The 22,995-nt window shown below is 66.0% G+C and carries 26 protein-coding genes; 13 read left to right on the top strand and 13 right to left on the bottom strand.

Features of this window, described 5'->3' with window-relative positions; translation table 11 throughout:
• Positions 1–156: 156 nt before the first annotated feature.
• Entirely contained in the window at positions 157–1,008 is an 852-nt protein-coding gene (locus C5689_RS06690; RefSeq protein WP_108916488.1) for a 23S rRNA (adenine(2030)-N(6))-methyltransferase RlmJ, read from the bottom strand.
• 3 nt (positions 1,009–1,011) lie between these two features.
• Positions 1,012–1,707 carry a ribonuclease T2 family protein gene (locus tag C5689_RS06685; protein ID WP_108916487.1) on the bottom strand — a complete coding sequence of 232 codons (696 nt, stop codon included), beginning with the start codon at positions 1,705–1,707 and terminating at the stop codon, positions 1,012–1,014.
• A 154-nt stretch (positions 1,708–1,861) separates the two neighbouring features.
• Here C5689_RS06685 and C5689_RS06680 point away from each other — a divergent pair, with 154 nt between their 5' ends.
• From C5689_RS06680 to C5689_RS06670, 3 genes are all read left to right on the top strand, one after another.
• On the top strand, positions 1,862–2,434 hold the full coding sequence (locus C5689_RS06680) for a hypothetical protein (protein ID WP_306432194.1): 573 nt from the start codon (positions 1,862–1,864) through the stop codon (positions 2,432–2,434).
• A gap of 80 nt (positions 2,435–2,514) precedes the next feature.
• On the top strand, positions 2,515–3,912 hold the full coding sequence (locus C5689_RS06675) for an SGNH/GDSL hydrolase family protein (RefSeq protein WP_108916558.1): 1,398 nt from the start codon (positions 2,515–2,517) through the stop codon (positions 3,910–3,912).
• Between the two features lie 159 nt (positions 3,913–4,071).
• Positions 4,072–4,683 carry a L,D-transpeptidase gene (locus tag C5689_RS06670; RefSeq protein WP_108916557.1) on the top strand — a complete coding sequence of 204 codons (612 nt, stop codon included), beginning with the start codon at positions 4,072–4,074 and terminating at the stop codon, positions 4,681–4,683.
• Between the two features lie 98 nt (positions 4,684–4,781).
• Here C5689_RS06670 and C5689_RS06665 read toward each other — a convergent pair whose 3' ends face one another.
• From C5689_RS06665 to C5689_RS06655, 3 genes are all read right to left on the bottom strand, one after another.
• Positions 4,782–4,973, bottom strand: coding sequence for a hypothetical protein (locus C5689_RS06665; protein ID WP_108916486.1), 192 nt, complete (start codon positions 4,971–4,973; stop codon positions 4,782–4,784).
• Positions 4,974–4,978: 5 nt separating this feature from the next.
• Positions 4,979–6,397, bottom strand: coding sequence for a glutamate synthase subunit beta (locus C5689_RS06660; RefSeq protein ID WP_108916485.1), 1,419 nt, complete (start codon positions 6,395–6,397; stop codon positions 4,979–4,981).
• A 90-nt stretch (positions 6,398–6,487) separates the two neighbouring features.
• Positions 6,488–7,375: a branched-chain amino acid aminotransferase gene (locus C5689_RS06655; RefSeq protein WP_108916484.1), complete on the bottom strand. Its 888-nt coding sequence runs from the start codon at positions 7,373–7,375 to the stop codon at positions 6,488–6,490.
• A 252-nt stretch (positions 7,376–7,627) separates the two neighbouring features.
• On the opposite strand from C5689_RS06655, the gene C5689_RS06650 reads away from it, so the two are divergent.
• The 4 genes from C5689_RS06650 to C5689_RS06635 are packed head-to-tail and all read left to right on the top strand — an operon-like array spanning position 7,628 to position 10,769.
• Positions 7,628–8,194: a MarR family winged helix-turn-helix transcriptional regulator gene (locus C5689_RS06650; protein ID WP_108916483.1), complete on the top strand. Its 567-nt coding sequence runs from the start codon at positions 7,628–7,630 to the stop codon at positions 8,192–8,194.
• Positions 8,191–8,970: a response regulator gene (locus C5689_RS06645; RefSeq protein WP_108916482.1), complete on the top strand. Its 780-nt coding sequence runs from the start codon at positions 8,191–8,193 to the stop codon at positions 8,968–8,970. Before C5689_RS06650 ends, C5689_RS06645 begins: the two co-directional genes overlap by 4 nt.
• Positions 8,967–10,334, top strand: coding sequence for an ATP-binding protein (locus C5689_RS06640; RefSeq protein ID WP_108916481.1), 1,368 nt, complete (start codon positions 8,967–8,969; stop codon positions 10,332–10,334). Before C5689_RS06645 ends, C5689_RS06640 begins: the two co-directional genes overlap by 4 nt.
• Positions 10,335–10,373: 39 nt before the next feature.
• Positions 10,374–10,769, top strand: coding sequence for a VOC family protein (locus tag C5689_RS06635; protein WP_108916480.1), 396 nt, complete (start codon positions 10,374–10,376; stop codon positions 10,767–10,769).
• A gap of 71 nt (positions 10,770–10,840) precedes the next feature.
• Here C5689_RS06635 and C5689_RS06630 read toward each other — a convergent pair whose 3' ends face one another.
• Together C5689_RS06630 and C5689_RS06625 are read right to left on the bottom strand one after the other, a co-directional pair.
• Positions 10,841–11,050 carry a hypothetical protein gene (locus C5689_RS06630; RefSeq protein WP_108916556.1) on the bottom strand — a complete coding sequence of 70 codons (210 nt, stop codon included), beginning with the start codon at positions 11,048–11,050 and terminating at the stop codon, positions 10,841–10,843.
• Between the two features lie 57 nt (positions 11,051–11,107).
• Complete coding sequence (locus C5689_RS06625; protein WP_108916479.1) at positions 11,108–11,797, bottom strand: alpha/beta hydrolase; 690 nt, start codon at positions 11,795–11,797, stop codon at positions 11,108–11,110.
• Between the two features lie 167 nt (positions 11,798–11,964).
• Here C5689_RS06625 and C5689_RS06620 point away from each other — a divergent pair, with 167 nt between their 5' ends.
• The 3 genes from C5689_RS06620 to C5689_RS06610 all read left to right on the top strand — a co-directional run bounded on the left by C5689_RS06620 (position 11,965) and on the right by C5689_RS06610 (position 15,211).
• Entirely contained in the window at positions 11,965–12,156 is a 192-nt protein-coding gene (locus C5689_RS06620) for a hypothetical protein (protein ID WP_026191360.1), read from the top strand.
• 112 nt (positions 12,157–12,268) lie between these two features.
• Positions 12,269–12,583 carry a hypothetical protein gene (locus C5689_RS06615; RefSeq protein ID WP_108916478.1) on the top strand — a complete coding sequence of 105 codons (315 nt, stop codon included), beginning with the start codon at positions 12,269–12,271 and terminating at the stop codon, positions 12,581–12,583.
• 135 nt (positions 12,584–12,718) lie between these two features.
• Positions 12,719–15,211 (top strand): esterase-like activity of phytase family protein, encoded by a 2,493-nt coding sequence (locus C5689_RS06610; RefSeq protein WP_158271779.1) that lies wholly within the window; start codon positions 12,719–12,721, stop codon positions 15,209–15,211.
• Between the two features lie 22 nt (positions 15,212–15,233).
• Here the strand turns inward: C5689_RS06610 and C5689_RS06605 are convergent, their stop codons facing one another.
• From C5689_RS06605 to C5689_RS06590, 4 genes are all read right to left on the bottom strand, one after another.
• On the bottom strand, positions 15,234–16,073 hold the full coding sequence (locus C5689_RS06605) for a TetR/AcrR family transcriptional regulator (protein ID WP_108916477.1): 840 nt from the start codon (positions 16,071–16,073) through the stop codon (positions 15,234–15,236).
• 101 nt (positions 16,074–16,174) lie between these two features.
• Complete coding sequence (gene proC, locus C5689_RS06600) at positions 16,175–16,999, bottom strand: pyrroline-5-carboxylate reductase (RefSeq protein WP_108916554.1); 825 nt, start codon at positions 16,997–16,999, stop codon at positions 16,175–16,177.
• A gap of 5 nt (positions 17,000–17,004) precedes the next feature.
• Positions 17,005–17,508 carry a type III secretion system chaperone family protein gene (locus C5689_RS06595; RefSeq protein WP_108916476.1) on the bottom strand — a complete coding sequence of 168 codons (504 nt, stop codon included), beginning with the start codon at positions 17,506–17,508 and terminating at the stop codon, positions 17,005–17,007.
• A 368-nt stretch (positions 17,509–17,876) separates the two neighbouring features.
• Positions 17,877–18,413, bottom strand: a complete 537-nt coding sequence (locus C5689_RS06590) for a L,D-transpeptidase (protein WP_108916475.1) — start codon at positions 18,411–18,413, stop codon at positions 17,877–17,879.
• Positions 18,414–18,637: 224 nt separating this feature from the next.
• On the opposite strand from C5689_RS06590, the gene C5689_RS06585 reads away from it, so the two are divergent.
• On the top strand, positions 18,638–19,513 hold the full coding sequence (locus C5689_RS06585) for a methyltransferase domain-containing protein (RefSeq protein ID WP_108916474.1): 876 nt from the start codon (positions 18,638–18,640) through the stop codon (positions 19,511–19,513).
• Positions 19,514–19,556: 43 nt separating this feature from the next.
• Here the strand turns inward: C5689_RS06585 and C5689_RS06580 are convergent, their stop codons facing one another.
• Positions 19,557–19,928: a protease inhibitor I42 family protein gene (locus C5689_RS06580; protein WP_158271778.1), complete on the bottom strand. Its 372-nt coding sequence runs from the start codon at positions 19,926–19,928 to the stop codon at positions 19,557–19,559.
• A 2-nt stretch (positions 19,929–19,930) separates the two neighbouring features.
• Positions 19,931–21,247: a glycosyltransferase gene (locus C5689_RS06575; protein WP_108916472.1), complete on the bottom strand. Its 1,317-nt coding sequence runs from the start codon at positions 21,245–21,247 to the stop codon at positions 19,931–19,933.
• Positions 21,248–21,328: 81 nt separating this feature from the next.
• On the opposite strand from C5689_RS06575, the gene rlmN reads away from it, so the two are divergent.
• Positions 21,329–22,495, top strand: a complete 1,167-nt coding sequence (rlmN, locus tag C5689_RS06570; RefSeq protein ID WP_108916471.1) for a dual-specificity RNA methyltransferase RlmN — start codon at positions 21,329–21,331, stop codon at positions 22,493–22,495.
• Positions 22,496–22,538: 43 nt separating this feature from the next.
• A complete protein-coding gene (locus C5689_RS06565; protein WP_108916470.1) occupies positions 22,539–22,973 on the top strand; it encodes a hypothetical protein in 435 nt (144 codons plus the stop codon).
• Positions 22,974–22,995 lie beyond the last annotated feature (22 nt).

Here is a 22,995-nt window from a genome sequence, read left to right as displayed (position 1 = left end):
CCGGGCGTCTGGTCGAAAATCGACGGGCCGAGCAGCTCGATCACATCGACGCATGATTTTAGCACGAGCTGGACAGCAGGGCTCGGCCGCATTTCGGACATGCACAGCGCGATCACGGATTTCCTCACGACAGGGACGGCGCGCGAGATTCGAATCTCACTCGCCGCTCACCCATTCGATCTCGCATTTCGCGCCCGGCCCCTGCGCCAGCCGCTTTTCGAGAAAGGCGCAAATCGCCCTCGCCTCCTCCTCGAAGGTGAAGGGCGGATTGACGACGATGAGCCCCGTGCTCCGCAATTTCGTATCCAGATCGGCGCCGCCCACCGAAAGATCGAGACGCAAGATCTTCTTCACGCCGCTCTCGCGCAAGGCGCCGATCAGCCAGCGAGACTCCGCCGCGTCCTTGATCGGCCGCCACAGCGCATAAATGCCCGTCGGCCATTTGCGATGCGCCTCGAGCAAGGCCTTCAGCATACGCTCGGTCTCGTCGCGCTGCTCGAAAGGCGGATCGACGAGCACGAGCCCGCGCCGCTCCTTCGGCGGCACGAAAGCCGAGAGGCCGACATAGCCGTCGAGATGAATGGTCTTGACGCGCTTGTCGCGCGCAAAGCGCGTCTGCAACGCGTCATATGCGTCGGGCCGCAATTCGCAGAAGACGGCGCGATCCTGCGTGCGCATGAATCGCGTCGCGATCAGCGGCGAGCCGGGATAGAGCGCCGGCCGTCCATCGGCGCCGAGCGGCCCCACGACATCGAGATAGGGCGCGAGCAATTCGCGCGATCGCGCATCGGCGCCGGAGAGATCGGCGAGCCGCGCAACGCCGCCGCGCCATTCGCCGGTGCGCTCGGCTGCGTCTGCGGAAAGGTCATAGGCGCCCTCCCCCGCATGTGTGTCGATGACGCGAAACGGCGTCTCCTTGCGCGTGAGACAGAGGAGAAGCCGCGCCAGCAGCGCATGTTTGAACACATCGGCGAAATTGCCGGCGTGGAACCCATGGCGATAATTCATCGTCTACAGCGGCGCCGGCACGGAGATTTCGCCCGCGCGGCACGCGCCGCGCACGATCTCGGGACAGGGGCGGAACTCGCGCAGATCGCGCGAAAGGCAGATGCGCACATCCTGCAGCGCGCCCTTGCGGCAAGTGACGGCGAGCATCCCCGGCCGCAGCCGCGGATTGGCGGCGATGAAAGCGCGCTGAATATCGAGCGGCGCGAAGCGCTGCGCCTCCCGCGGCCGCTCGAATGGCGCAGGGATCGTCACGCTCTGCGTCGCGCGGCGCACATCGAGGAAATAATCGCTCGGGCTCTTGCCCGAGCAGCGGCCATGCTTGCGCCATTCGTGCCGCGCCAGCCCCTCGTCGGGATAGACCCCTGAGGCATGGTCGAGCGCCATGCGCGAGGGCGTCGCGGCGCCGTCGCAATCGCTGGGGAATCCGTGCTCATATTGCGGCCACAAGCCGTGCGTGACAAAACCCTTGCCGAGGCCGGGCTCGCATTGCGAACGATATTCGCGGCCGCCGCCGCTCTCGCAGAAGGCCGGCGACCAGGAGAGCGTCAGCACATAGAAATCGAAGGAGCCGCCGCCGCGCGCCTCCGCCGGATCGATTGCCGCGCTCCGCTCACGCTCCGGCTCCGCCATGACGCCGATCGGCGCGAAAAACGACAGCAGCGCCAGGACCGCGCCGACGAAGATCGATTGCTTGAACATGCGCCGCTCCGCAAAATCCCGGAAGCGGATTGATGCCGGAGCGCGAGGCGCCGCGTCAAGCCGCCGCGCGGTGAAACGGAGGGCGTTGACGCAATCTACTTATTCACTAGGATATTGCATCGACGCGACAGGGCGACGTCATAGGGAAGCTCATATGCCGAGCGCTATTCGCACGCTCTTTGCCGGCTTTGCACTGCTCGGGCTCGCCGAGCCCGCGCAGAGCGCGCCGATCGTCCCCGTGACGCGCCAAGACGCAGACCGGGGCGCGGCGTCCCGTCTCGCCGACCAGAGGAGCATGAAGATGAGCGAAGAGCTGCGCTATCAGATCCGGCTGAACATCAGCGACGACTACGCCGAGCTCGCCCGCACCGATCCGCAGAACGCCGCGCTCGCGCCGATCGCGGCGATTTTGGCCAAGCATCACGCCGCGCTGAGCAATCAGTTCGACGCTTTCGCGCATTATGTCGCCGAGGCGGAGAAACAGGGCGTCGAACATTTTCCGCTCTATAAATGGACCAAGGCGACGATCGCGGATCCGGTCAAGAAAGCCAAGCACGTCAAATCCTTCTCCCTTTATGTCGAAGGCGAGGAGGTCTATCCGAAAGCCGCCGCGGACGCGCTCGAGGCCGATCTCGCGCCGCTGGTCGGCGGCCGCCTGGTCGAGAAGCTTTCCAAACACGACACCGATCCGGCGCATAATCCGCAGGCGCCCGCGCATCTGCGGTGACAGCGCGAGCGCGGCCGCCAATGCGCGCGCAGCGGGGACGCCGGATCGCTTTGCCGCCGGGGCCGCGCTATATTGGCGATATGCGCAGCCTGTCCCATTCTCTCGGCCTCCTCGCGGTCCTTCTCGTCGCGCTGCTCCTCGGCGGCGTCGAGAGCGCCCGCGCGCAGGACCCTGTCGCGGATTTTTTTCAAGGGCTGTTCGGCGGGAGGCCGCACGCTCCGCAGGCGCGCCCGCCCGCACATGAGACCGGACGAATGCGCCGCCTGGTGCCACATCGCGAATATAGCGCACCGGCCTATTGGCGCGGCCAGAGCAAGGCCGCCAAAAAGGAGAAGACCCAAAAGCCCGAGGACCCCGACGCTCCGCCGCCCTTCCATGTGGCGGTGATCGGCGACAGCCTGGGGCAGATGCTGGCCGACGGCTTGGAGGAGGCCTATTCGGACCGCGCCGACATTCGCATTTTGCACAGGGCCAAGGACAGCACCGGCCTCGTGCGCGAGGATTTTTTCGATTGGCCGAAAGCCGCGCGCGAGCTGCTGGCCGGCGGCGACAAGATCGACATGACCGTCATCATGATCGGCTCGAACGATCGCCAGGCCATTCACGAGGGCTCGGAGACGATGGAGGCGCTGTCGCCGCGCTGGCGCGAGCGCTACGCCCAGCGCGTGGAGAGCGTCAGGGCCGCTTTTCGGGATAAGAAGATTCCGCTCGTCTGGGTCGGCCTGCCGGTCACCAAGAATGAGCATTTCGCCGCCGATATGGCCAAGCTCAACGATATTTATCGTCGCGCGGCGGCGCAGGAGAGCGCGCCTTTCATCGATATTTGGGAGGCCTTCGCCGATGAGCGCAACCAATATCAGGCCTTCGGCCCGGACATAAATGGACGCATCGTCAAGCTGAGATCGGCGGACGGCGTCCATTTCACGGATGTCGGCGCGCGAAAGCTCGCTCATTTCGTCGAGGGCGAGATCAAACGGCTGTTCGACGCGCGCCATCCGGCGCCCGACGCGGCGCCGGCCGACGCCGCCGCTGCGCCTCCCGTCCAGCCGTCCATGCGGCCATCCGCCGAGGAAACCGCGCCCGCGGAGGCCGCGGCGGCCGTCGCCCCGCCGATCCAGATCATCGCGCCGAGCGGCCCTGTTCCGGCGGCCGCGCCCATTTTGCCCGATCGTCCGGCGATCGGCCCGCTGCAATCGCTGACGGCCAGCGCCATCGCCGCCGACAGCGAGCTGGCCCGGCGCGGAAAATCGCCCGCCGCCAATGGAGAAGAGGCCCGCGCGACAGCGGCGCGGGCGCTGGTCGATCATATTTACGTAGAGGGCGGCGAACAGCCGAGCCAGCCCGGCCGCGCCGACGACTTCTCTTGGCCCAAGGGCGCGTCTCGGCCGAAGGGCGCGCCAAATCTCGCGCCGACCGCCACGCAGGCGTCGACGCCGGCCCCAGTAGCGGCCCCGCCGTCCGCCGCCGAGACGCGCTGAGGCGCGAAATCGCTCAAAACGCGCAAAAGCCGTCAATTGCGCGTTCAATTCGTCTCGAATGAAGCGCGACGACAGCGCGCCGGCGTCGGAACCGGCGCGCCTCACGCGGCATTTTCCTCCCGCTCGAAGGGCCCGAGGGCCTCGAAGGGAGTAGCCATCATGAATTTTCGTCGTCCGTCTCTTTCCGTCGCGCTCGCTCTGGCGTTCGGCTGCGCCGCGCCGGCCGCGCAGGCTTTCGAAAACCCGTTTGCCTTCCTGTTCAGCGGACGTTCCGCCGCGAGCGCTCCGTCCTATTCCGACGGCCAGCTCGCCGGCGAAGCTTCGTCGACCCGCTCGGTCGTCGCCGATCCGACCCGCCAGCGGCCGGGAACGATCACCGTCGATACCCAAAACCGCTATCTCTATCTGTCGATGAACGATGGTCAGGCGATCCGCTATGGCGTCGGCGTCGGCCGACCGGGCTTCACCTGGCGCGGCCACACCCATATCGGCCGCAAGGAGGCCTGGCCGGCCTGGACGCCGCCTTCCGCCATGCTGCACCGCCGCCCCGATCTGCCGCGCCATATGAGCGGCGGAGCCAACAACCCGCTCGGCGCGCGCGCCATGTATCTCTATTCGGGCGGCCGCGACACGATGTTCCGCATCCATGGCTCCAACGAGCCCTGGACGATCGGCCATGGCGTCTCTTCCGGCTGCATACGTATGCTGAACGGCGACGTCACCGACCTCTATAGCCGCGTGAAGGTCGGCACGCAGGTCCACGTTCTCTGACGCGATCCCCGCTCTGACGAAAACCCCGCGCTCGTCCGATCCGAAGCGTGATCCGATCCCATCGGATCACGCTCTCGGCTCTCTATTCGGATCGAAGGTCAGCCGACGCAATTGGCGTTGGTCAGGCCCGACATGACGATCTGCGCGACGGCCCAGACGCCGATCAATATCCAGGCGATGCGCGTTTTCTTCTGCCCGTAGAGATAGGCTCCGCCCATCGGCATGGCGAGCAGCAGATAGGGCAGCGCGGAATTTCCGATATTCTCACAGTACCACAGGGCCGTGGGCATTTTCCTCACCTCGGTAGATTTGTTTCGCCCATCAGAAACGCGTCCACCGAGGCGGCGCATTGCCGGCCCTCGCGGATCGCCCATACGACGAGCGATTGCCCGCGCCGCATGTCTCCGCACGCGAAGACTTTCTCGCGTGACGATCGGTAGGATTTGACGTCGGCGGCCACATTGCCGCGCGGGTCCAGCGTGACCGCGAGCTTCTTCAGCAGTCCCTCGCGGACCGGCGAGACGAAACCCATGGCCAGCAGCACGAGATCGGCCTTCAGCGTGAACTCGCTGCCCGGAACGGCGGCCAGCTTACCGTCGACGCGCTCGCAGCGCAGGCCCGTGACGGCGCCGTCTGCGCCCAGAAACTCCCGCGTCATCACCGCGAACTCGCGCGTCGAGCCCTCGTCATGGGAGGAGGAGGTGCGCAGCTTCAGCGGCCAGTCCGGCCAGGTGACGAGCTTGGCCTCCTTCTCCGGCGGCCGCGGCATGATCTCGAGCTGCGTCACCGAAAGCGCGCCCTGCCGCACCGATGTGCCGATGCAGTCCGAGCCCGTGTCGCCGCCGCCGATGACGACGACATGCTTGCCGGAGGCGAGGATCGGCTCATTGGTGACGAGCGGCTCGCCGGAGACGCGGCGGTTCTGCTGCGGCAGGAAATCCATTGCGAAATGCACGCCGCGCAATTCGCGCCCCGGAATGGGAAGATCGCGCGGCTGCTCGGCGCCGCCGGAGAGGATCACGGCGTCATGCTCTCCGACGAGCTTCTCCGCCTCGAGATCGACGCCGACATGCACATTGTAATGGAAAGCCACCCCTTCCGCCTCGAGCTGCGCCACGCGGCGGTCGATGAGATGCTTCTCCATTTTGAAGTCGGGAATGCCATAGCGCAGCAGGCCGCCGGCCTTGGCGAATTTCTCATAGACATGCACGTCATGGCCGACGCGCGCCAGCTGCTGCGCGGCCGCGAGACCGGCCGGGCCGGCGCCGACGACGGCGATGCGCTTGCCGGTCTTTTTCTTCGGCGGCTCGGGCAGAACCCAGCCCGCCTCGAAGCCGCGGTCGACGATCGCGCATTCGATCGTCTTGATCGTGACCGGCTGATCGACGAGATTCAACGTGCAAGAGGCCTCGCAGGGCGCGGGGCAGACGCGGCCGGTGAATTCCGGGAAATTATTGGTGGAGTGGAGATTGGCCAGGGCGCGGCGCCAGTCGCCGTTGTAGACGAGATCGTTCCAGTCCGGGATCTGATTATTGACCGGGCAGCCATTGTGGCAGAACGGAATGCCGCAATCCATGCAGCGCGCCGCCTGATTGCGCGTCGCCTCCTCCGAGAGGGGTATGACGAACTCGTCATAATGGCGGATGCGGTCGGCGGCCGGCTTATATTTGCGGTCCTGCCGGTCGACTTCCAGAAACCCCGTGACCTTTCCCATGCCTCGCCACCCCCTCGGCCCGTCGCGTCAGTCGCGCCTTCGAGGGATTTTTTTACCACGAAGACGCGAAGGACACGAAGCAATTCGTCTTTAGGCGGCGGCCGCCTTCGGATTCACTTCGCGCGTATAGTCTTCGATCAGCGTGCGCGAAATGGCGCCCGGCGTGAAGCGATAGGGACCGGCCTCGGCGACCGGCGTGACCTCCGCGCCCGTGCCGCAGATGAAGCATTCGCTGAACTCCGGCAGCTCGTCCGGCATGATGCGGCGCTCGATCACCTCCATCCCGCGGCGGCGGGCGAGATCGATGACCGTGCGGCGGGTGATGCCGTCCAGAAAGCAATCGGCGAGAGGCGTATGCAGCACGCCGTCCTTCACGAAGAAAATATTGGCCCCGGTGCATTCGGCGACGCGGCCCTGCCAGTCGAGCATCAGAGCGTCGGCGTAGCCGCGGCGCTCGGCGCGATGCTTGGAGATGGTGCAGATCATATAGAGGCCCGCCGCCTTGGCCAGCGAGGGCGCGGTCTGCGGATCGGGCCGGCGATAATCGGCGATGTCGAGGCGAATGCCCTTCATCTTCGTGGCGACGTCGAACATGCTCGGCCAGTCCCACACGGCGATCGCGACATTGATCGTCGAGTTCTGCGCGGCGACGGCCATCATCTCGCTGCCGCGCCAGGCCACCGGCCGCACATAGCAGCTGTCGAAGCCATTGGCCTTCACCACCGCGGCCTTGGCCGCGTCGAGCTCGGCAACGCTATAGGGAATCTCGAAATCGAGAATTTGCGCCGAACGCTTGAAGCGCTCGGAATGCTCGGTCGATTTGAAGATCACGCCGCCATAAGCGCGCTCGCCCTCGAACACGCTGGAGCCGTAGTGCAGCCCGTGCGAGAGAACATGGAGCTTGGCGTCGCGCCAGGGGATGAGCGCGCCATTGAACCAGATGTAGCCGTCGCGCTGGTCGAAGGGCAAAACCGACATCCGACACTCCGATGAGGTCAAAGGCGAAAAAGGGGGGCCGTCCCATGCGGCGGCCGGTCTCGAGCCGGCCTTCTCCAAACCACTAGCCATCGGTCAGAAATATGTCAATATAGCTGACGTATAAGTTCAGGACGATCGAGCGGCGCCGGAGGGGCGTTTCACCCTCCTATTCAGAGGGCGGGCTTCCGAGCGCCCTGTCCAGGGCATGGTTCACGGCTTTTTCGCTTCCACCGACATATAGCGGTTCCCGACGTGAAAGCATCCATCGAACGCAAGCCTTTGCGCCCGGCCTCGACGCAGGCGCTCGTCGGACGCGAGCCTGCGCCCGAGAGCGAGCCCATGTTCGACCTCATCGAGCTGTTCTTCTTCGCCTATCGCGATTTCGTCGGCGACGCCGACCGTCTGCTCGAGAACTACCAGTTCGGCCGCGCCCATCACCGCGTGCTGCATTTCGTCTATCGCCGCCCCGGCCTCGCCATCGCCGCCTTGCTCGATATTTTGAAAATCACCAAGCAGAGCCTCAACCGCGTGCTCAAGCAATTGCTCGACGCCGGCTTCGTCGAGGCGCGCGAAGGCGCGACCGACCGCCGCCAGCGCCTCCTCTTCCCGACAGCCAAGGGCGCGCGTCTCGCCCAGGAGCTGGCGACGCTGCAATCGGAGCGCTTCCGCCGCGTCTTCGGCGAGCTGCCGCCGGAGGCGCGCGAGACGACCGTCGATTTTCTGCTGGCCATGGTCAACGCGCCGGACCGCGAGAAAGTGCGCGCCCATCTGCCGCCGCGCCGGCGCCGGCGGCAGCACACCGAAGACGACGCCGCATGAGCGCGCCGGCGCCGCAGACCGCGGCCGAGCCCGGCCCGCATATTCTCGTCGTCGATGACGACAAGCGCATACGCTCGCTGCTGTCGCGCTATCTCGCCGCGGAGGGCTATCTGGTCAGCGCCGCCGCCGACGCCGTCCAGGCGCGCGCGCGGCTCGCGGACATGACCTTCGACCTCATCGTCCTCGATGTGATGATGCCCGGCGAGAGCGGACCGGAATTCGCGCGCAAATTGCGCAGCGAGGCGGAGCCGCTGCGCTCCTCCCCCATTCTCATGCTGACCGCGCGCGGCGAGACGGCCGATCGCGTGGCCGGGCTGGAGGCCGGCGTCGACGATTATCTCGCCAAGCCCTTCGAGCCGCGCGAATTGTCGCTGCGCATCGCCAGCATTCTGCGCCGCGCCGGCCGCGCGGCCCGCCCCGCCCCGGCGGCGGCGAGCGTGCGTTTCGGCGCCTTCGGCTTCGATCTCGAAAAGGGCCGATTGCGCGAACATGGTCGAATCGTCCATCTGACGACTCGCGAAGAGGAGATTTTGCGCGTGCTGGCGATGAATGCGGGCGAGATCGTGTCACGGCAGAGGTTGGCGCAGCGGCTCGTCAATGGCAAAGTCGAGAGCGCGGGCGAGCGCAGCGTCGATGTCGAGGTGGCCCGGCTGCGGCGCAAGCTCGAGAGCGACGAGCTGGCTCCGCGCCATTTGCAGACGATCCGCGGCCGCGGCTACAGGCTGTGGGTGGACGCCATCGTTGGACAGGCCGAGGAATACGGAAAAGCGCAATGACCCTAGCCCTCCCCGCCGCGCTCGACGCCCCGCGCCAGCTCTGGCGGCGCTTCGCCGGCTGGCTGCACGAGCGAATGCCCAAGGGGCTCTACGCCCGCTCGCTGCTGATCGTGATTCTGCCGATCGTGCTGCTGCAATCGGCGGTCGCCTATTTCTTCATGGAGCGGCATTGGCAGGCGGTGACGTCTCGCCTCTCCGCCGCCGTGGCGCGCGACGTCGCCGGGCTGATCGATTTCTACGACGCCTTTCCCAAAGGCGAGCATCGCGACATCATCCAGCGCATCGCCGGCGAGGATTTGAGCATAGACGTTCATTTCCTGCCCAAGGAGCCGCTGCCGCCGCCGGCCGCCAAGCCATTCTTCTCGCTGCTCGACCATACTTTGTCGCGGGAATTGTCGCTGCGCCTGCAGCGCCCTTTCTGGATCGACACGGTGGGGCGCTCCAACATAGTGGAAATAAGAGTCGCGCTCGACGATTCGGTGATGCGGCTGCTCGCGCATCGCACCCAGGCCTATGCGTCCAACTCGGAAATCTTCTTCATCTGGACCGTGATCGCCTCGATGGTCATCATCGCCATCGCGACGTCCTTCCTGCGCAATCAGATTCGCCCGATCCTGCGCCTCGCCCGCGCGGCGGAGGAGTTCGGCAAGGGCCGCGAGGTCGCTTTCAGCCCGCGCGGCGCGCGCGAGGTGCGGCAGGCGGGCGCCGCCTTTTTGGAGATGAAGCGCCGCGTCGAGCGCGCCATGGAGCAGCGCACCACAATGCTCAATGGCGTATCGCATGATCTGCGCACCATCATCACGCGCTTCAAGCTGTCGCTCGCCCTCATCGGCGAGACGGCGGAGACGGCCGAGATGAAGAAGGACGTCGACGAAATGGAGCGCATGGTCGAGGCCTATCTCGCCTTCGCGCGCGGCGACGGCGGCGAGGCGACGGCGGAGACCGACGTCGCGGCGATGCTCGACGAGCTGAAAACCGATACGGAGCGGCGCGGCCTCGGAGCGCAGACGGACTTTTCCGGCCGCAGGCTGGTGGCCGTGCGTCCCGCGGCCTTCCGACGCTGCCTGGCCAATCTCGTCGGCAACGCCCAGCGCTACGCGAAAAACATAACGCTCACCGGCGTCAACGACGGCCATATGCTGACCATCCATATAGACGACGACGGCCCGGGCATTCCGGTCGAGCGACGTGACGACGCCTTCCGGCCCTTCTACCGGCTCGACGAGTCGCGCAATCAGGACGAGAGCCATTCCGGGCTCGGCCTCGCCATAGCGCGCGACATCATGCGCTCGCATGGCGGCGAGGTGACGCTCGAGGGCTCGCCGCTCGGCGGCTTGCGCGCGACCGTCACTTTGCCAGTGTGATCGCCGGCGGATGCGCCGACAAGGAGGGGGAGCTTTCTCATGCCGAAAAATATGACGCCGTTTCTGATGTTCGAGGGAAGCGCGCAGGAGGCGATCGACTTCTATCTCGCCTCCATCCCCGACAGCAGCATCGTGACGATGGATCGTTATGACGGCTCGGGCCCCGAGCCGGCGGGCAGCGTGAAACGGGCCCTGGTCTCGATCTGCGGCCAGGAGCTCATTTTCTTCGACAGCCCCATTCCCCATCCCTTCTCCTTCACGCCGAGCATCTCATTCTTCATCACCTGCGCCGATGAAGGAGAGCTCGACGGAATCGCTGGCCAGCTGAGCGCCGGCGGCGAATACCTCATGCCGCCGGCCGATTACGGCTTCAGCAGGAAGTTCGGCTGGCTGAAGGACAAATTCGGGATTTCCTGGCAGCTGAACGTCGAGTGACCGCAGCGGCGGACGCCGCTGCGGGAGCGCCATGCGTCATCGACGTCCGATCTTCGCGCGGCCTCGCCCCGCTATTCCGCCGGACAGGGGATTTCCTTCGTCACGCCTTCGAGAAAGGCCTTCATGCCGCAATTGGCGCGCAGGGGGCTCGGCTTCTGATTGCCTTCCCAGGTCAGGAAGGTGACGATTCCGCGCGGATTGATGGCGATCACCTTGTATCGCTCGGGTCCGCGGGTCGCATAGCATTTGCCTTCTTTTATGTCCTCGGCGGTCAGGGCCATGGCCATATCTCCTTTCGCATAGAGCCTGACCTCGTCCCGCAAGAGCCGTGCCGAGCCTCAATGCGCGTGATCGCGGTCGTCGTGATCGTGATCGTGGTCGTGATCGTCTTGCGCCGCGCCCTTCTTGTGCACGACATGCTCGGTGAGGAAATCGCCGGCGGCGATAACGCCATCGTCGTCCATCGCATGATCGAGCCCCTTGCGCGTCATCGACCAGACCTTGGCGCCCTGCCCCGTCAGCTCAGCCTTTGTCTCGCGTGCGGCGGCGAGCGGCGAAACCACGTCGGCGTCGCCATGGATCAGCAGAATGGGCGGCGCGCCATCGGCGCCGACGGGCGGAGCGCCATAGGGACCGCCGGAAAACGCCACCACCGCCGCCGCCGGCCCCGGCCGCGCGACGCCGGCGAGCAGCGCGAGCGTCGCCCCCTGCGAGAAGCCGACCAGCGCCAGATGCGAGGCCGGAAGGCGGCGCTTCGCCAGCGCCGCCTCGAGAAAGCGCTCGAGCGCCGCCAGCCCTTTGGCGAGCCCCTCTGGATCACCGCCGTCGAACCAGCGCTTCACGCCATCGACGCCCACGGGCGCTTCGGCGGCGAGAAATTCGGCCTTGGGCATGGTGGGAGCCCAGTTCAGCGCATGATCGACCATGGTCTGGCCGTCGGCGCCCTCGCCATGCAGCATCACGACGAGAAAGGCGGGCTTGCCGCAGGAGAGAGCGGCCAGCGCCGGCCCTTCAACAATGTCGGTCATGGGGTTCGTCCTCCTTGCCCCGGCGCTCCGCCGGCCGCGAGGCGAGGTTCAATAAGCGTGCCGCCGCATGTCTCGCCATATGGCGCCCAATCTGCTTCGCCACAGTCGCGCCGGGGACGGACCGGCGCACCGTGAGAACAGACGCAGCAAAGCAACAGGAGGACCGCGTGGCGGACTACAAAGTGACGGTCGAGGAGCAGGCCGACGGAAAATGGGCCTGCTTCCTGCACGTTCCGGGCGAGGAGCCGTATAATCTCGGCAAATCCTTCAAGAACGAGGACCGCGCCGAGGCGTGGCTCACCGTCGGCGAAGCGACGACCGCGATCGACATGGCGGTGGCGAAGCTCACCAAGAAGTGAGCCTGCGGGAAGGGCCGCGATGTGCGCCTGTCGGCTATCCGACAGGCGATCCCGGCCCTTCGTCCATTTTGTCCCGCGCCGCCGAAGCCGCGCGCAGCAAGGAGCGAAAAAAATGGCCGTTGATTTGAAGGGCGATTGGACCGACGCCGACATTGCGAAGCTGATCGGCTCGGTCGTCGACGACCGCGACTGGCGCCTCGAGGTCAGCGCCGACGGAATCGCCTCGCTCGCCGACAAGACGGCGCATCCCACCGACGACGCCTACGACAACACGCTCCACTGCTTCCTCGAGACATGGATGCAGGGAACGGATTTCGTCGGCCCCTCGGCGGCCGGCGACAAGGACCTCGTCGGCAAGATCGCCAAGGCGCTGCGCGAGAACTACCCGACGCTCAAGGGCCTCAAATTCGTCTACGTCTCCTTGTGACGCTCGCGAATTGTGGCGGAAGGGCCACAGCCTGAGAATGTTTCCGTCCTGTTAGCGACCGTGGCCAGACTGTCACGGAATCGTTAACGGGCGGCCATAGACCGACCTCCGGCCAAGCTAAAGCCGGGGGATAAAATGCCTTTTCGTAACTGGTTGCTCGCGTCCATCTCGACGCTCGCGCTGCATGGCGCCGCAATGGCGCAGACCTATCGCACGCCCAATGTCGTCGCCAATGACGGGGCCGCCTCTATCAGCATGGGAGGCGTGACCTTCACCAATCAAGGTCTCGTCGGAACCGGACGTCTTCCGGCTGGGACGGTCGATTTCCTCGGCGACACGCTCGGCTCCTTCTCGAGCCTCGCCATCGATCCTTATTCCTGGCGGCGCAGCGGCTCGACTTTCGTCGCGACCATGCTCGCCCTGCCCGACCGCGGCCTCAACGATCCCGCCAATGGCGTCTTCTCCGATTATGCGGGACGGCTGCTGCGCTTCAACATCGCCTTCTCGCCCTATTCGGGCGCGAATCTCCCCGCCTCCACCAGCTCGCAGAATCAGGTGCAGATGACGCCCGACGGCGGCGTTCTGCTGCGCGACAATCAGGGCAAGACATTCACCGGCGCCGATTCTGGGTCGGGCGCCGTCAATCTCTTCGGCCGCCTCGCGCCGAGCCCTGCCGCCGGCATAGGCGCCGGCAAGATATCGCTCGACGCGGAGGGCCTCGCCTTCAAGACCGACCGCAGCTTCTACGTCAGCGACGAATATGGCCCGTCGATCTTCTATTTCGACGCCAATGGCAATCTCGTCGGCTCGGTCGGCGTTCCCTCTTCGCTGCTGCCGCGAACCAATGGCGCGATCGACTTCAACTCGACCGTCGCGCCGACGACGGGACGCCGCAACAATCAAGGCCTCGAGGCGGTCTCGGTGAGCCCGGACGGCAACCGGCTTTTCGCGATCCTGCAGAGCGCGACGATGCAGGACCAGGCCTCTGGACAGCAAACGCGCAACAATACGCGCATCCTGGTCTATGATATTTCGCTCAATCCGACGCCGGCGGCGCCGATCGAGACCTATGTGCTGCAGCTGCCGACCTACAGGCAGAACGGCGATGGCGGCAGCGCCAATCGCACCGCGGCGCAGAGCGAGATGGTGGCGCTCAACGACAAGCAGTTCCTCGTGCTGGCGCGCGACGGAACCGGCCAGGGTTCGGCGGGCGGCAATCCGATCATGGTCAAATCCATCTATCTCGTCGACATCGGACAGGCGACCAATGTCGCCGGCACGGCCGCCGATACGACGGCGGGCGGCCAGGTCGCGCCCAATGGCGTGCTGAATCCGGCGATCACGCCGGCGCAGTCTGTCGAGCTCGTGAACATGCTCAACCCGACGCAGCTCGCCCGCTTCGGCCTCAATCTGAACAATGGCGCGCCCGGCCAGTCGGCGCAATCGCAGCTCACCCTGTCGGAGAAATGGGAGGGCATGGCGCTCGTCCCGACGCTCGTCGAGGGCCGGCCGAACGACTTTTATCTCTTCGTCTCCAACGACAATGATTTCACCACGACCAATGGCGTGATGCAGGGCCAGAGCTACAACTCCGGCCAGAACAACGACAATATGGTCCTCGTCTATCAGCTCACTTTGCCGACCGCCGTCGATCCGCTGTTCCTCAAATCCATGCGCGATACGACGCCCCAGGTGCTCGGACGCATCGACGCCGGCGCTCTCGGCCTCGCCTCCAGCGCCGCCGCGCCGGTCATCGCGCAGCTGCAATCGATTCGACGCGCGCAGAGTGGCGTCTTCGCGGCGCAGGGCCTCTCGACCTGGCTCGGCGGCAATGTCGATTTCGGCCCCACTTCGTCGCGGCCCGGGCTCGACGGCGACCGCACGCTCTATGGCGGCTCCTTCGGCGTCGATTATGGCTGGAAGGAGATTCGCGTGGGCGTCGCGGCGACGGTGCGCGCAGGCCAATATGGCGGCGGCGCGCTGGGCTATTTCGACATTTCGCCGACCGTCTCGCCGAGCCTCTACGCCGGCTATTTCGGCGATCTCTTCTATCTGCACGGAACGGCGACCTTCTCGCCGGACGTCGGCTTCTCGGACATTCGCCGCCTCGGCGCCTATGGGCTCACCGGCGTCGGCCGCACCAGCGTCGATTCTTACGCGTTCGGCGGCGAGATCGGCGCCAAGCTCAAGCTAGACGCCTTCCAATTCACGCCCTTCTTCGGCGTGACGCAGACCCATGCGACCATTCGCGGCTATACGGAGAGCGGCGCCGCCGGCGGCAATGTCGTTTATCCAGAGCACTCGACCTATGCGACGACGCTGCGCTTCGGCGGCGAGCTCTCGGCCTCTTTCCTGGGCGTCAATCCTTGGGTGCGGGTCGCCTATAATGAGATGCTCGACCGCGATCCCAGACGCGTGAACGTCAGCCTCGCCGGCGTGCTCAGCCAAATGGCGACGCAGACGATCCTCATTCCGACCTATGATCGCAACTCCGTCACGGTCGGCGTCGGCGCGCAGGGCGATCTCGCGCCGAACATCGGCTGGCGCATCGGCTATGACGCCGATGTCGCGACTCGCAATGGGGCGGTCGCCCATTCGGTGACGACGGCAGTGCGCATCGGCTTTTGATGAAAGCGGGACGACGCCGCCATCAGGCGGTGGCGTCGTCCTGATGCCGGCGATGGCCCTCCTCATGGCGCCCCTCGCCATGGAGGTGGCCTTCTCCGTGAGAATGCTCTTCGGCGTGGTGATGACGCCGACGCGCCTCCTCATAGTCTTCCTCGAACTCATCGTCGCGGTCGCGCGCATGATGGCGGTGGCGACGGCGGCCGGTCATTCCGCGGAACACCGCCCGCGCCAGACCGCGCAGCGGCGAGGTCAGGCGGCTCACATCCTCGATCCGCTCGATCACCGCCTCGCTGCGTGAGAGCTCACGGTCGAGCGCGGCCTTGGTGCGGCACAGATCGACGTCGCGATCGTCGAACCAGGTTCCGAGCACGCGCCACCAGGCGATGGCGAGTCCCTGCAGCTTCAACGCGCCGAGCGCGCCTTCGCTGTCTATGTCGGCGGCCTCCAGCATGAAGCGCATGGAATTGACCGTCTCGCGATTGAGCGCGGCCGCCGCCAGCGGATCGGTCGAAGCCCATTGCGAGATCGATTCCAGCGCATTGCGATAGGGCTCGAGCGCCTCGAGACGGCGCAGCAGCACCTCATAGAGCCGCTCCTTGGCGGGCTCCGAGGCGTAGCGGCCGGAAAAATCCTCCAGCACTTGCCGGTCGATCTTGCGCGAGAAAGCCGCCAGCACCGCGCCCTTGGACGGAAAGCAGTCGCGGAAATCCGCGAGCGAGACATCCGCGTCCTGGGCGATGTCGGAAATCGCTATATCCTCGAAGGCGCGGCGCGCCGCCAGCCGCATCAAGGATTCGACGATGCGGTCGCGGACCGAGCCGCTTCCATTGCCTGTTTCGTTGGTCTTGCCGCTCGTCGCCATCGCCGCCTCCTCACGTCGCTCGAAGCCAGCCGCTTCCAAGAAGTCAATTTAGGCAAGTTAATTTAGGGCGTTTTTGCCGAATCGGAAGCGCTTTGCGCCACTCAGCCGGACAATTCCCCCGCCCGGCGCTTCGCCGCGGCGACCGCGCGCTCCAGCAGCGGCGCGAGCCCGTCGTCCGCCATCAGAACCTCGAGCGCCGCCGCGGTCGTTCCACCAGGCGAGGTGACGTTCTGACGAAGCGTCGCCGGCGTCGTATCGGCGCTCTGACGTAATAATTCGCCGGCGCCGGAAACGGTTGCGCGGGCCAGCCGCGCCGCCGTCTCCTCCGGCAGGCCGGCCTCGACGCCCGCTCTGGTCAGGCATTCGACGAAATAGAAGACATAGGCCGGGCCGGAGCCGGACACGGAAGTCACGGCGTCGACCAGCGGCTCGGTCTCGACCCAGACCACCTCGCCCACGGCGGCGAGCAGAGTCTCGGCCAGCGCGTGATTCTCCGCATCGACGGCGGGCGCGGCGAAGGCGCCGGTGATTCCGCGGCCGATGGCGGCCGGCGTGTTGGGCATTGCGCGCACGAAAAGCCGCGCCTGCGGCAGTCGCGCGGAGAGATCGGCAACGCGCTTGCCGGCGAGAATGGAGACGATGAGCGTATCGGAGCCGGCTTCTCCCGCGATCGTCGGCGCGACTTGATCCAGCGCCTGCGGCTTCACGGCGAGCAGAAGCGCGCGCGGAGCCTCGCGATTTTCCGGATTGAGGCGAAAACCGCGCTCCTGCGCGAGCGAGACGAGCGCCGGCGAAGGCTGCGGCTCGACAATGGTCACACCCGCGCCAGAAAGCCCGCGAGCCGCCCAGCCCTGCAGCAGGGCGAAACCCATTTTTCCGGCCCCGACCAGAGTGATGGAGCGGGGCAGCTCGGCCGCGTCGGCCATTTGGATCATGCTTCTCCCTTGGTCTCGAAGGTCGCGGTCTCGAGCGCTTCCTTAGCGCCCTTGCCGGCCCAGAGCACGAATTGGAACGCCTGATAATAGCGCTCGCAGGTCTCCAGCGCATGGTCCAGCAGAGCGGCGCATTGCGGACCGGAGGGCTGGGCGCCGCCGGTCAGCAGCAGGCCCTGGCGGTGCATGACGACCCCCTCGCTCGGCCACAAATCGAAATGGCCGACCCAGAGCTGTTCGTTGATCGTGCGGATCAGCGCCTGCGCCTCGGTGCGGCGGCGTTCCGGCACGCGCAGATCGAAGGCGCAGCTCACATGGAGAGTCTCGAGCTCCGCCAGCCAGGTGAAGGCCACATGATAGTCGGTCCAACCGCCGGCGACAGAGATCGAAATCTCGTCTTCATCGTCGCGATCGAAGCTCCAGTCATTGGTGGAGGCCAGCTGCTCGACGATATCGACGGGATGTCGGGGACGGTCGAAGTCTTTGTCAGGTGCGATCAGCATGAGCGAAACCTAATGTGAGGGTCGGCCAGACAAGGGCGACGGACGCTTCTCTCTTCAGAGACGCAGACGCTGACTGCGAGCCTTCGCGCTCCCCTTGTGGAAACCGCCCGACGAAACGAATCGTCCTGCTCGTTCACTCTACTCGAAACAATTGAAATGCCGCCGACTCGACGATGTGTGGACGCGAACCTCATGTGCGTTCGTTGATTTGTCGCACAGTGGTGGATTCGTTTCCGCCGGTCTACAGGCGGCGAGCCGACGTCCACAAGCTGAAGCATTCGCGAAACGAAAAACCGTGGGACAAGTCTGCGTCGCGCGGCTTGCGCGAAGCTGCGCGACGCGGCGGACCGGCTCCGCTCTCGTCTTTTTTAAGGAGTCATCACCACCGGCGTGCCGACGCTGACGCGCTCATAGAGGTCGACGACATCCTCGTTCAGCATACGAATGCAGCCATAGGAGGCCGCAGTGCCGACCGAGGCGCGCATTTTATTGGTCGTGCCATGGATCGCCACCTGATTGCGATCGAGCGTCAGAGCGCGGACGCCCATCGGATTATGCGGCGAGCCACCGTGGATGAAATTGGGCAGCTCGGGATGGTCCTGCTTGACCACCGCCGGCGGAACCCAATCGGGATTCACATATTTCCCGTCGATGCGGGCGTAGCCGGACCATTCCTTGCCGGCCTTGGGCACCGCGACCGGATAGCGAATGGCGGTGCCGTCCCCATTGACCAGGAACAGGCTGCGCTGGCGGGCGCTGATCACCACCGTGCCCGGCTGCACCGGGGCGCTGTAGGAGACGACATTATGCGCCGCGCTCGCCGCTCCCGGCAGTGAGGCGAGGCCGCAAGCGAGCGCCGCCGCGGCCGTGTAACGCGAAATACGCTGACGAAACGAAATGCTCATGGCTCACACCTTCTCCGAATGGCCGGCGTCGCATTCGAACATGTCGCGCATTCTAGCTTCGGCCATAATTCGCGCCAGCCATCTCATAGTTGCGGTTACGGTTTAACACTAAGATTTCCTTACCTGTCTCGCTAAAGCGCGACAGAAGCTGGGGAAATCTCCGCCTTAATTCGGCCTTGCGCGGCGCCGGTTGCGCGGCGCGCGTGTTCGGGGCATGACGGGGCATGGAACATGGACAGTCCGCGCCGGCGATTTTCGACCGCGCCCTGCTGCGCCGCCGGCTGGCGCGGGCGGCGTCCCGCGGCGCGCCCGATTTTCTATTGGCCCGCGCCGCCGACGATCTCGCCGATCGGCTGAGGGGCATAAAGCGTCCCTTCCCCCGCTCGCTCGATCTCTGCACGCCCGCGGCGCATTTCGCACAGATCGTCGCGGCGAGCGGGCGGCCCGCGCCGCTGCGGGCCGGGCGTTTTCAGGAGCCGAGCGTCGATCTCGTCGCCGAGGAGGAGACGCTGCCCTTCGCGGCGGAGGCCTTCGACCTCATCGTCTCCGGCTTTGCGCTGCAATGGGTGGACGACCTCCCCGGCGCGCTCGCCCAGGCGCGGCGGATGCTGGCGCCGGACGGGCTTTTTCTTGCCTGTTTTCCGGGCGGCGCGAGCCTCATCGAGCTGCGCGCCGCGCTCGCCCAGGCGGAGGACGAGATTTGCGGCGGGGCGAGCCCGCGCGTCTCGCCTTTCGTCGATCTGCGCGATCTCGGCGGGCTATTGCAGCGGGCCGGCTTCGCCCTGCCGGTGACCGACGTCGACTCCTTCACGCTGCGCTATGATTCCATGTTCGCGCTCTGCGCCGAGCTGCGCGCCATGGGCGCCGCCAATGTGCTGACGCAGCGCTCCCGCAAGCCGCTGCGGCGCGCCGTTCTGCTGCGGGCCGCGGAAATCTACGCGACGCGCTTCTCCGACGCCGACGGCCGCGTGCGCGCGACGATGGAGCTGGTCTGGCTCTCCGGCTGGGCGCCGCACGAGAGCCAGCAGAAGCCGCTCGAGCCCGGCTCGGCGCAAATGCGGCTCGCCGATGCGCTGAAGCCGAAGGAAGGATCGTCGTAGCGGTCCAGTGTCTCGCGAAGCGCGCCTTCCGGCTCGCAGATCGCTAGCGCACGCGAACCTCGACCTCCCGGCGGCGCACCGCCTGCTTCTCCCAAGGCCGTTCCTCGACGAAGACGAGACGCGCTCTGCCGGCGACGACGGCCTCGATGCGGAAAAAACGCAGGCTGGGGGCGCCGGCTCGCGGCGGCTCCGACTCGTCGCCCGAAGGGACGAAACCGCCATCCACGACCCGCACAATGGCCGGATTTGTGCTCGCCGCGCGGTCGAAACGCCAGACATAGCCGGTGGAGGGATTCTCGATCAATTCGAGCCTCCGCGTCTCGCCCTTTGCGAGCGTCAGACGCGCCTCCCCGGCTCGAACCGACGATAATTCGAGCAAAATCATCGCGATCGCGATAAGAACCAGCTTCGTCATCCTTAAGCCTCGACAGCAACTGCCGCGCATCCGACAAGCTCCGATATCTTCGCCGCGGCCGCGGCTGCGCCATCCTCGCGGCCGATGCGCCCGGCCGCCTCGCGGGCGCTTTCGGCGTAGCGGTCATCGGAAAAGAGAGCGCCCAGCTCCTCGACGAGGCGCTCCCTCGAGCATTGCTCATAAGGGAGGCGCCGGCCGACGCCGAGACGCTCCACGCGCGCGGCGTTGTCGCCCTGATCGCCGAAGACCGGGACGATGAGCTGCGGATGCCCGGCGCGCAGCGCCTGCCCGCAGGTTCCCGAGCCGCCATGATGCGCCACGACGGCGGCGCGCGGAAATATCAGCGAATGGCGGATATGGCCGGCGACGAAGAGCTGCGGCGGCAGCCCCTCGGCCAAAGCCTCTCGCTCCTCCTCCGCGACCAGCAGCACGGCGCGCCGCCCCAGGCGGAGCGCCGCATGGCCGGCGGCGCGGTAGAAGTCCGAGCGCCCGCGCACGACGAAGCTGCCGAGCGTCACGACGATCGGCGGCGCGCCGGCTTCGAGGAAATCTACGAGCGGCTCCGGCAAGCCCTCGGCCGCATCGGTGAAACGGTCATGGAAGGTATGGCCGGCGAGAAAGACATTGGCCGGATGATCGGGCTGCGGCGGCGCCAGCAGCGGGCTCATGAGCCCGAGAGTCGCCTGCGCATAGGAGCCGCCGGTCAAAAGATCGCGCCCGCGTCGATGCGGCAGGCCGAGCTCGCGCCGCAGCCGCGCGATCGGCCGCCCCTGCCAAGCGAGAAAATGCGTCACCGCGAAAGCTAACGCTTTGTTATAGGCGAGCGCGAGGCCGGAACGCGGGTCGGCCACGAAGCGCGAGCGCGGACCGAGCGGCGGATCATAGGCCGAGAACAGGAAGAGCGGCGACACGACGCCGTCGAAGAGCGGCACGGCGAGCCGTTCCGCGGCGAGCTTCGCCGAGAAGCAGATGCTGTGCGCGACCACCGCCGCCGCACCCTCGCCCGCCGCCGCGACATCCTCGAAGCTCTGGCGGAGATAGGGAAAGATCAGCTCGCGGAACATGAAGCCGTCGTCGCGCGCGACGCGATCGGCGACGCCGCCCAAGTCCAGACCGAGCCGCTCGGTCAATTCCTCGACGTCCGGCCGCACGGCGGCGAAGCCGAGGCCCTCGCCCTCGATCCAGTCGCGATAAAAGGCGCTGGTGGCGATCACCGGGCGAAATCCGAGGCGTTTCAGCGCGTGAGCGAGCGCCACGTAAGGATTGATGTCGCCGAGCGAGCCGAAGGTCGCTATGACGATTTTCCGCCCGTCTCCCATGTCCGTCTTCGTCCCTTCGCCGCCCCATGGAGTCGGCCGGCGCGCATGTTATACTGATTTCCTCGCAGAAAAGAGGACTTGATGACCGCCGCTTCCGCTTCCGATCCCCGCCCGTCGCTCGCCGGCGCCACACGCGCCGAGCTGGCCGATGCGCTGCGCGCCATAGAGATACCGGAGCGCGAGATCAGAATGCGGGTCTCGCAGCTCTGGCATTGGATCTATTTCCGCGGCGCGCGCGAGTTTTCCGAGATGCTCAACATCTCGAAAGTCGTGCGCGCGAAGCTCGCCGAGCGCTTCACCTTGGCTCTGCCGGAGATCGCGGCCGAGCAGGTCTCCACCGACGGCACGCGCAAATGGCTGCTGCGGCTCGACCCCGTCGACGCCAATGACAAGGGCGCGGAGATCGAATGCGTCTATATTCCCGAGAGCGACCGCGGCACATTATGCGTCTCCAGCCAGGTGGGCTGCACGCTCAATTGCAGCTTTTGCCATACGGGCACGCAAAAGCTGGTGCGTAATCTCTCGACGCGCGAGATCGTCGCGCAGCTTCTCGTCGCACGCTCGCGGCTCGGCGATTTTCCCGGCCTCGAGCCGCCGACCGATGGGCTCGTGCCCTCGGGGCCGGATGTGCGCGCCGTCTCCAACATCGTCTTCATGGGCATGGGTGAGCCGCTCTATAATCTCGAGCAGGTCGAGAATGCGATCGAGATCATGTCCGATGGCGACGGGCTGTCGCTGTCGAAGCGGCGCATCACCGTTTCCACCTCGGGCGTCGTGCCGCAGATCGAGAAGCTCGGCGCCGAATGCGGGCCTATGCTGGCGATCTCGCTGCACGCCGTGCGTGATCCGCTGCGCAATGAGCTGGTGCCGCTCAACAAGAAATATCCGATCCGAGAATTGCTCGACGCCTGCCGCGACTATCCCGGCGCCTCCAACGCCCGGCGCATCACCTTCGAATATGTGATGCTGAAGGGCGTCAACGACAGCCCGGCGGAAGCGCGCGAATTGGTGCGGCTGCTGAAGGGCATTCCGGCCAAGATCAATCTGATCCCCTTCAACCCCTGGCCGGGTGCGCCCTATGAGTGCTCCGATTGGGAGACGATCGAGCGCTTCTCCGACATCGTGTTCAACGCTGGCTATGCGAGCCCTGTGCGCACGCCGCGCGGCCGCGACATTCTCGCGGCCTGCGGTCAGTTGAAGAGCGAGACCGAGAAGCTGCGCGCGCGGGCGCGGCTCGCGGTGGAATAGAGCGCGCTCGGTCCCGAAGAACGAGATCTCCGGAAAGATATCCATGCGAGACATCGTCCCGATCGTCGAAGGACTGGCGAAGGCTCTCGACCGCGATGATTTCGATGCGGCGAGTTGTTTTCTGAGTGAGGATTGCGTCTACGACACCGGCGGCGACGTCGTGACGGGACGCATCGCGATCATCGACTCCTATCGCGCCGCCTCGGCTTGGGCGCATGCGACATTCGATGAAGTCGTCTACGAATCGGAGATCGATCGAGCCGACGTCTCCGACACGTCCGTCGCCGTGATCTATACGGATCGCATACGCAAAGGCGAGCGCTGGCACACGCACAAATGCCGACAAACGGTCGACGTGGACCGCCGATCCGGCAAAGTCGTCGCCATCGCCCATGGCGATTTCGAAGGCGAAGCGGAGCGTCTGAACGCTTTCTTCGCCGCCTGCGGAGTCGTTCGGCGCGCGCGCCCCGAAAGCTAGCTGCGGCCCGATGTTCGCGGCG

This window comes from Methylosinus sporium, assembly GCF_003113265.1.
In the GTDB taxonomy this organism is placed as follows: domain Bacteria; phylum Pseudomonadota; class Alphaproteobacteria; order Rhizobiales; family Beijerinckiaceae; genus Methylosinus; species Methylosinus sporium.
This window is presented reverse-complemented; position numbering and strand designations above follow the sequence as displayed.

What these genes read in the sequence shown, in the direction of transcription:
- C5689_RS06645 (WP_108916482.1), top strand. Translation starts at nt 8,191, where the DNA reads ATGAGCGCGCCGGCGCCGCAGACCGCGGCCGAGCCCGGCCCGCATATT.
- C5689_RS06685 (WP_108916487.1), bottom strand. Translation starts at nt 1,707, where the DNA reads ATGTTCAAGCAATCGATCTTCGTCGGCGCGGTCCTGGCGCTGCTGTCG.
- C5689_RS06610 (WP_158271779.1), top strand. Translation starts at nt 12,719, where the DNA reads ATGCCTTTTCGTAACTGGTTGCTCGCGTCCATCTCGACGCTCGCGCTG.
- C5689_RS06565 (WP_108916470.1), top strand. Translation starts at nt 22,539, where the DNA reads ATGCGAGACATCGTCCCGATCGTCGAAGGACTGGCGAAGGCTCTCGAC.
- C5689_RS06615 (WP_108916478.1), top strand. Translation starts at nt 12,269, where the DNA reads ATGGCCGTTGATTTGAAGGGCGATTGGACCGACGCCGACATTGCGAAG.
- C5689_RS06625 (WP_108916479.1), bottom strand. Translation starts at nt 11,797, where the DNA reads ATGACCGACATTGTTGAAGGGCCGGCGCTGGCCGCTCTCTCCTGCGGC.
- C5689_RS06590 (WP_108916475.1), bottom strand. Translation starts at nt 18,413, where the DNA reads ATGAGCATTTCGTTTCGTCAGCGTATTTCGCGTTACACGGCCGCGGCG.
- C5689_RS06690 (WP_108916488.1), bottom strand. Translation starts at nt 1,008, where the DNA reads ATGAATTATCGCCATGGGTTCCACGCCGGCAATTTCGCCGATGTGTTC.
- C5689_RS06680 (WP_306432194.1), top strand. Translation starts at nt 1,862, where the DNA reads ATGCCGAGCGCTATTCGCACGCTCTTTGCCGGCTTTGCACTGCTCGGG.
- proC (WP_108916554.1), bottom strand. Translation starts at nt 16,999, where the DNA reads ATGGCCGACGCGGCCGAGCTGCCCCGCTCCATCACTCTGGTCGGGGCC.
- C5689_RS06660 (WP_108916485.1), bottom strand. Translation starts at nt 6,397, where the DNA reads ATGGGAAAGGTCACGGGGTTTCTGGAAGTCGACCGGCAGGACCGCAAA.
- rlmN (WP_108916471.1), top strand. Translation starts at nt 21,329, where the DNA reads ATGACCGCCGCTTCCGCTTCCGATCCCCGCCCGTCGCTCGCCGGCGCC.
- C5689_RS06640 (WP_108916481.1), top strand. Translation starts at nt 8,967, where the DNA reads ATGACCCTAGCCCTCCCCGCCGCGCTCGACGCCCCGCGCCAGCTCTGG.
- C5689_RS06655 (WP_108916484.1), bottom strand. Translation starts at nt 7,375, where the DNA reads ATGTCGGTTTTGCCCTTCGACCAGCGCGACGGCTACATCTGGTTCAAT.
- C5689_RS06665 (WP_108916486.1), bottom strand. Translation starts at nt 4,973, where the DNA reads ATGCCCACGGCCCTGTGGTACTGTGAGAATATCGGAAATTCCGCGCTG.
- C5689_RS06580 (WP_158271778.1), bottom strand. Translation starts at nt 19,928, where the DNA reads ATGACGAAGCTGGTTCTTATCGCGATCGCGATGATTTTGCTCGAATTA.
- C5689_RS06595 (WP_108916476.1), bottom strand. Translation starts at nt 17,508, where the DNA reads ATGCTGATCGCACCTGACAAAGACTTCGACCGTCCCCGACATCCCGTC.
- C5689_RS06675 (WP_108916558.1), top strand. Translation starts at nt 2,515, where the DNA reads ATGCGCAGCCTGTCCCATTCTCTCGGCCTCCTCGCGGTCCTTCTCGTC.
- C5689_RS06605 (WP_108916477.1), bottom strand. Translation starts at nt 16,073, where the DNA reads ATGGCGACGAGCGGCAAGACCAACGAAACAGGCAATGGAAGCGGCTCG.
- C5689_RS06630 (WP_108916556.1), bottom strand. Translation starts at nt 11,050, where the DNA reads ATGGCCCTGACCGCCGAGGACATAAAAGAAGGCAAATGCTATGCGACC.
- C5689_RS06670 (WP_108916557.1), top strand. Translation starts at nt 4,072, where the DNA reads ATGAATTTTCGTCGTCCGTCTCTTTCCGTCGCGCTCGCTCTGGCGTTC.
- C5689_RS06585 (WP_108916474.1), top strand. Translation starts at nt 18,638, where the DNA reads ATGGAACATGGACAGTCCGCGCCGGCGATTTTCGACCGCGCCCTGCTG.
- C5689_RS06635 (WP_108916480.1), top strand. Translation starts at nt 10,374, where the DNA reads ATGCCGAAAAATATGACGCCGTTTCTGATGTTCGAGGGAAGCGCGCAG.
- C5689_RS06575 (WP_108916472.1), bottom strand. Translation starts at nt 21,247, where the DNA reads ATGGGAGACGGGCGGAAAATCGTCATAGCGACCTTCGGCTCGCTCGGC.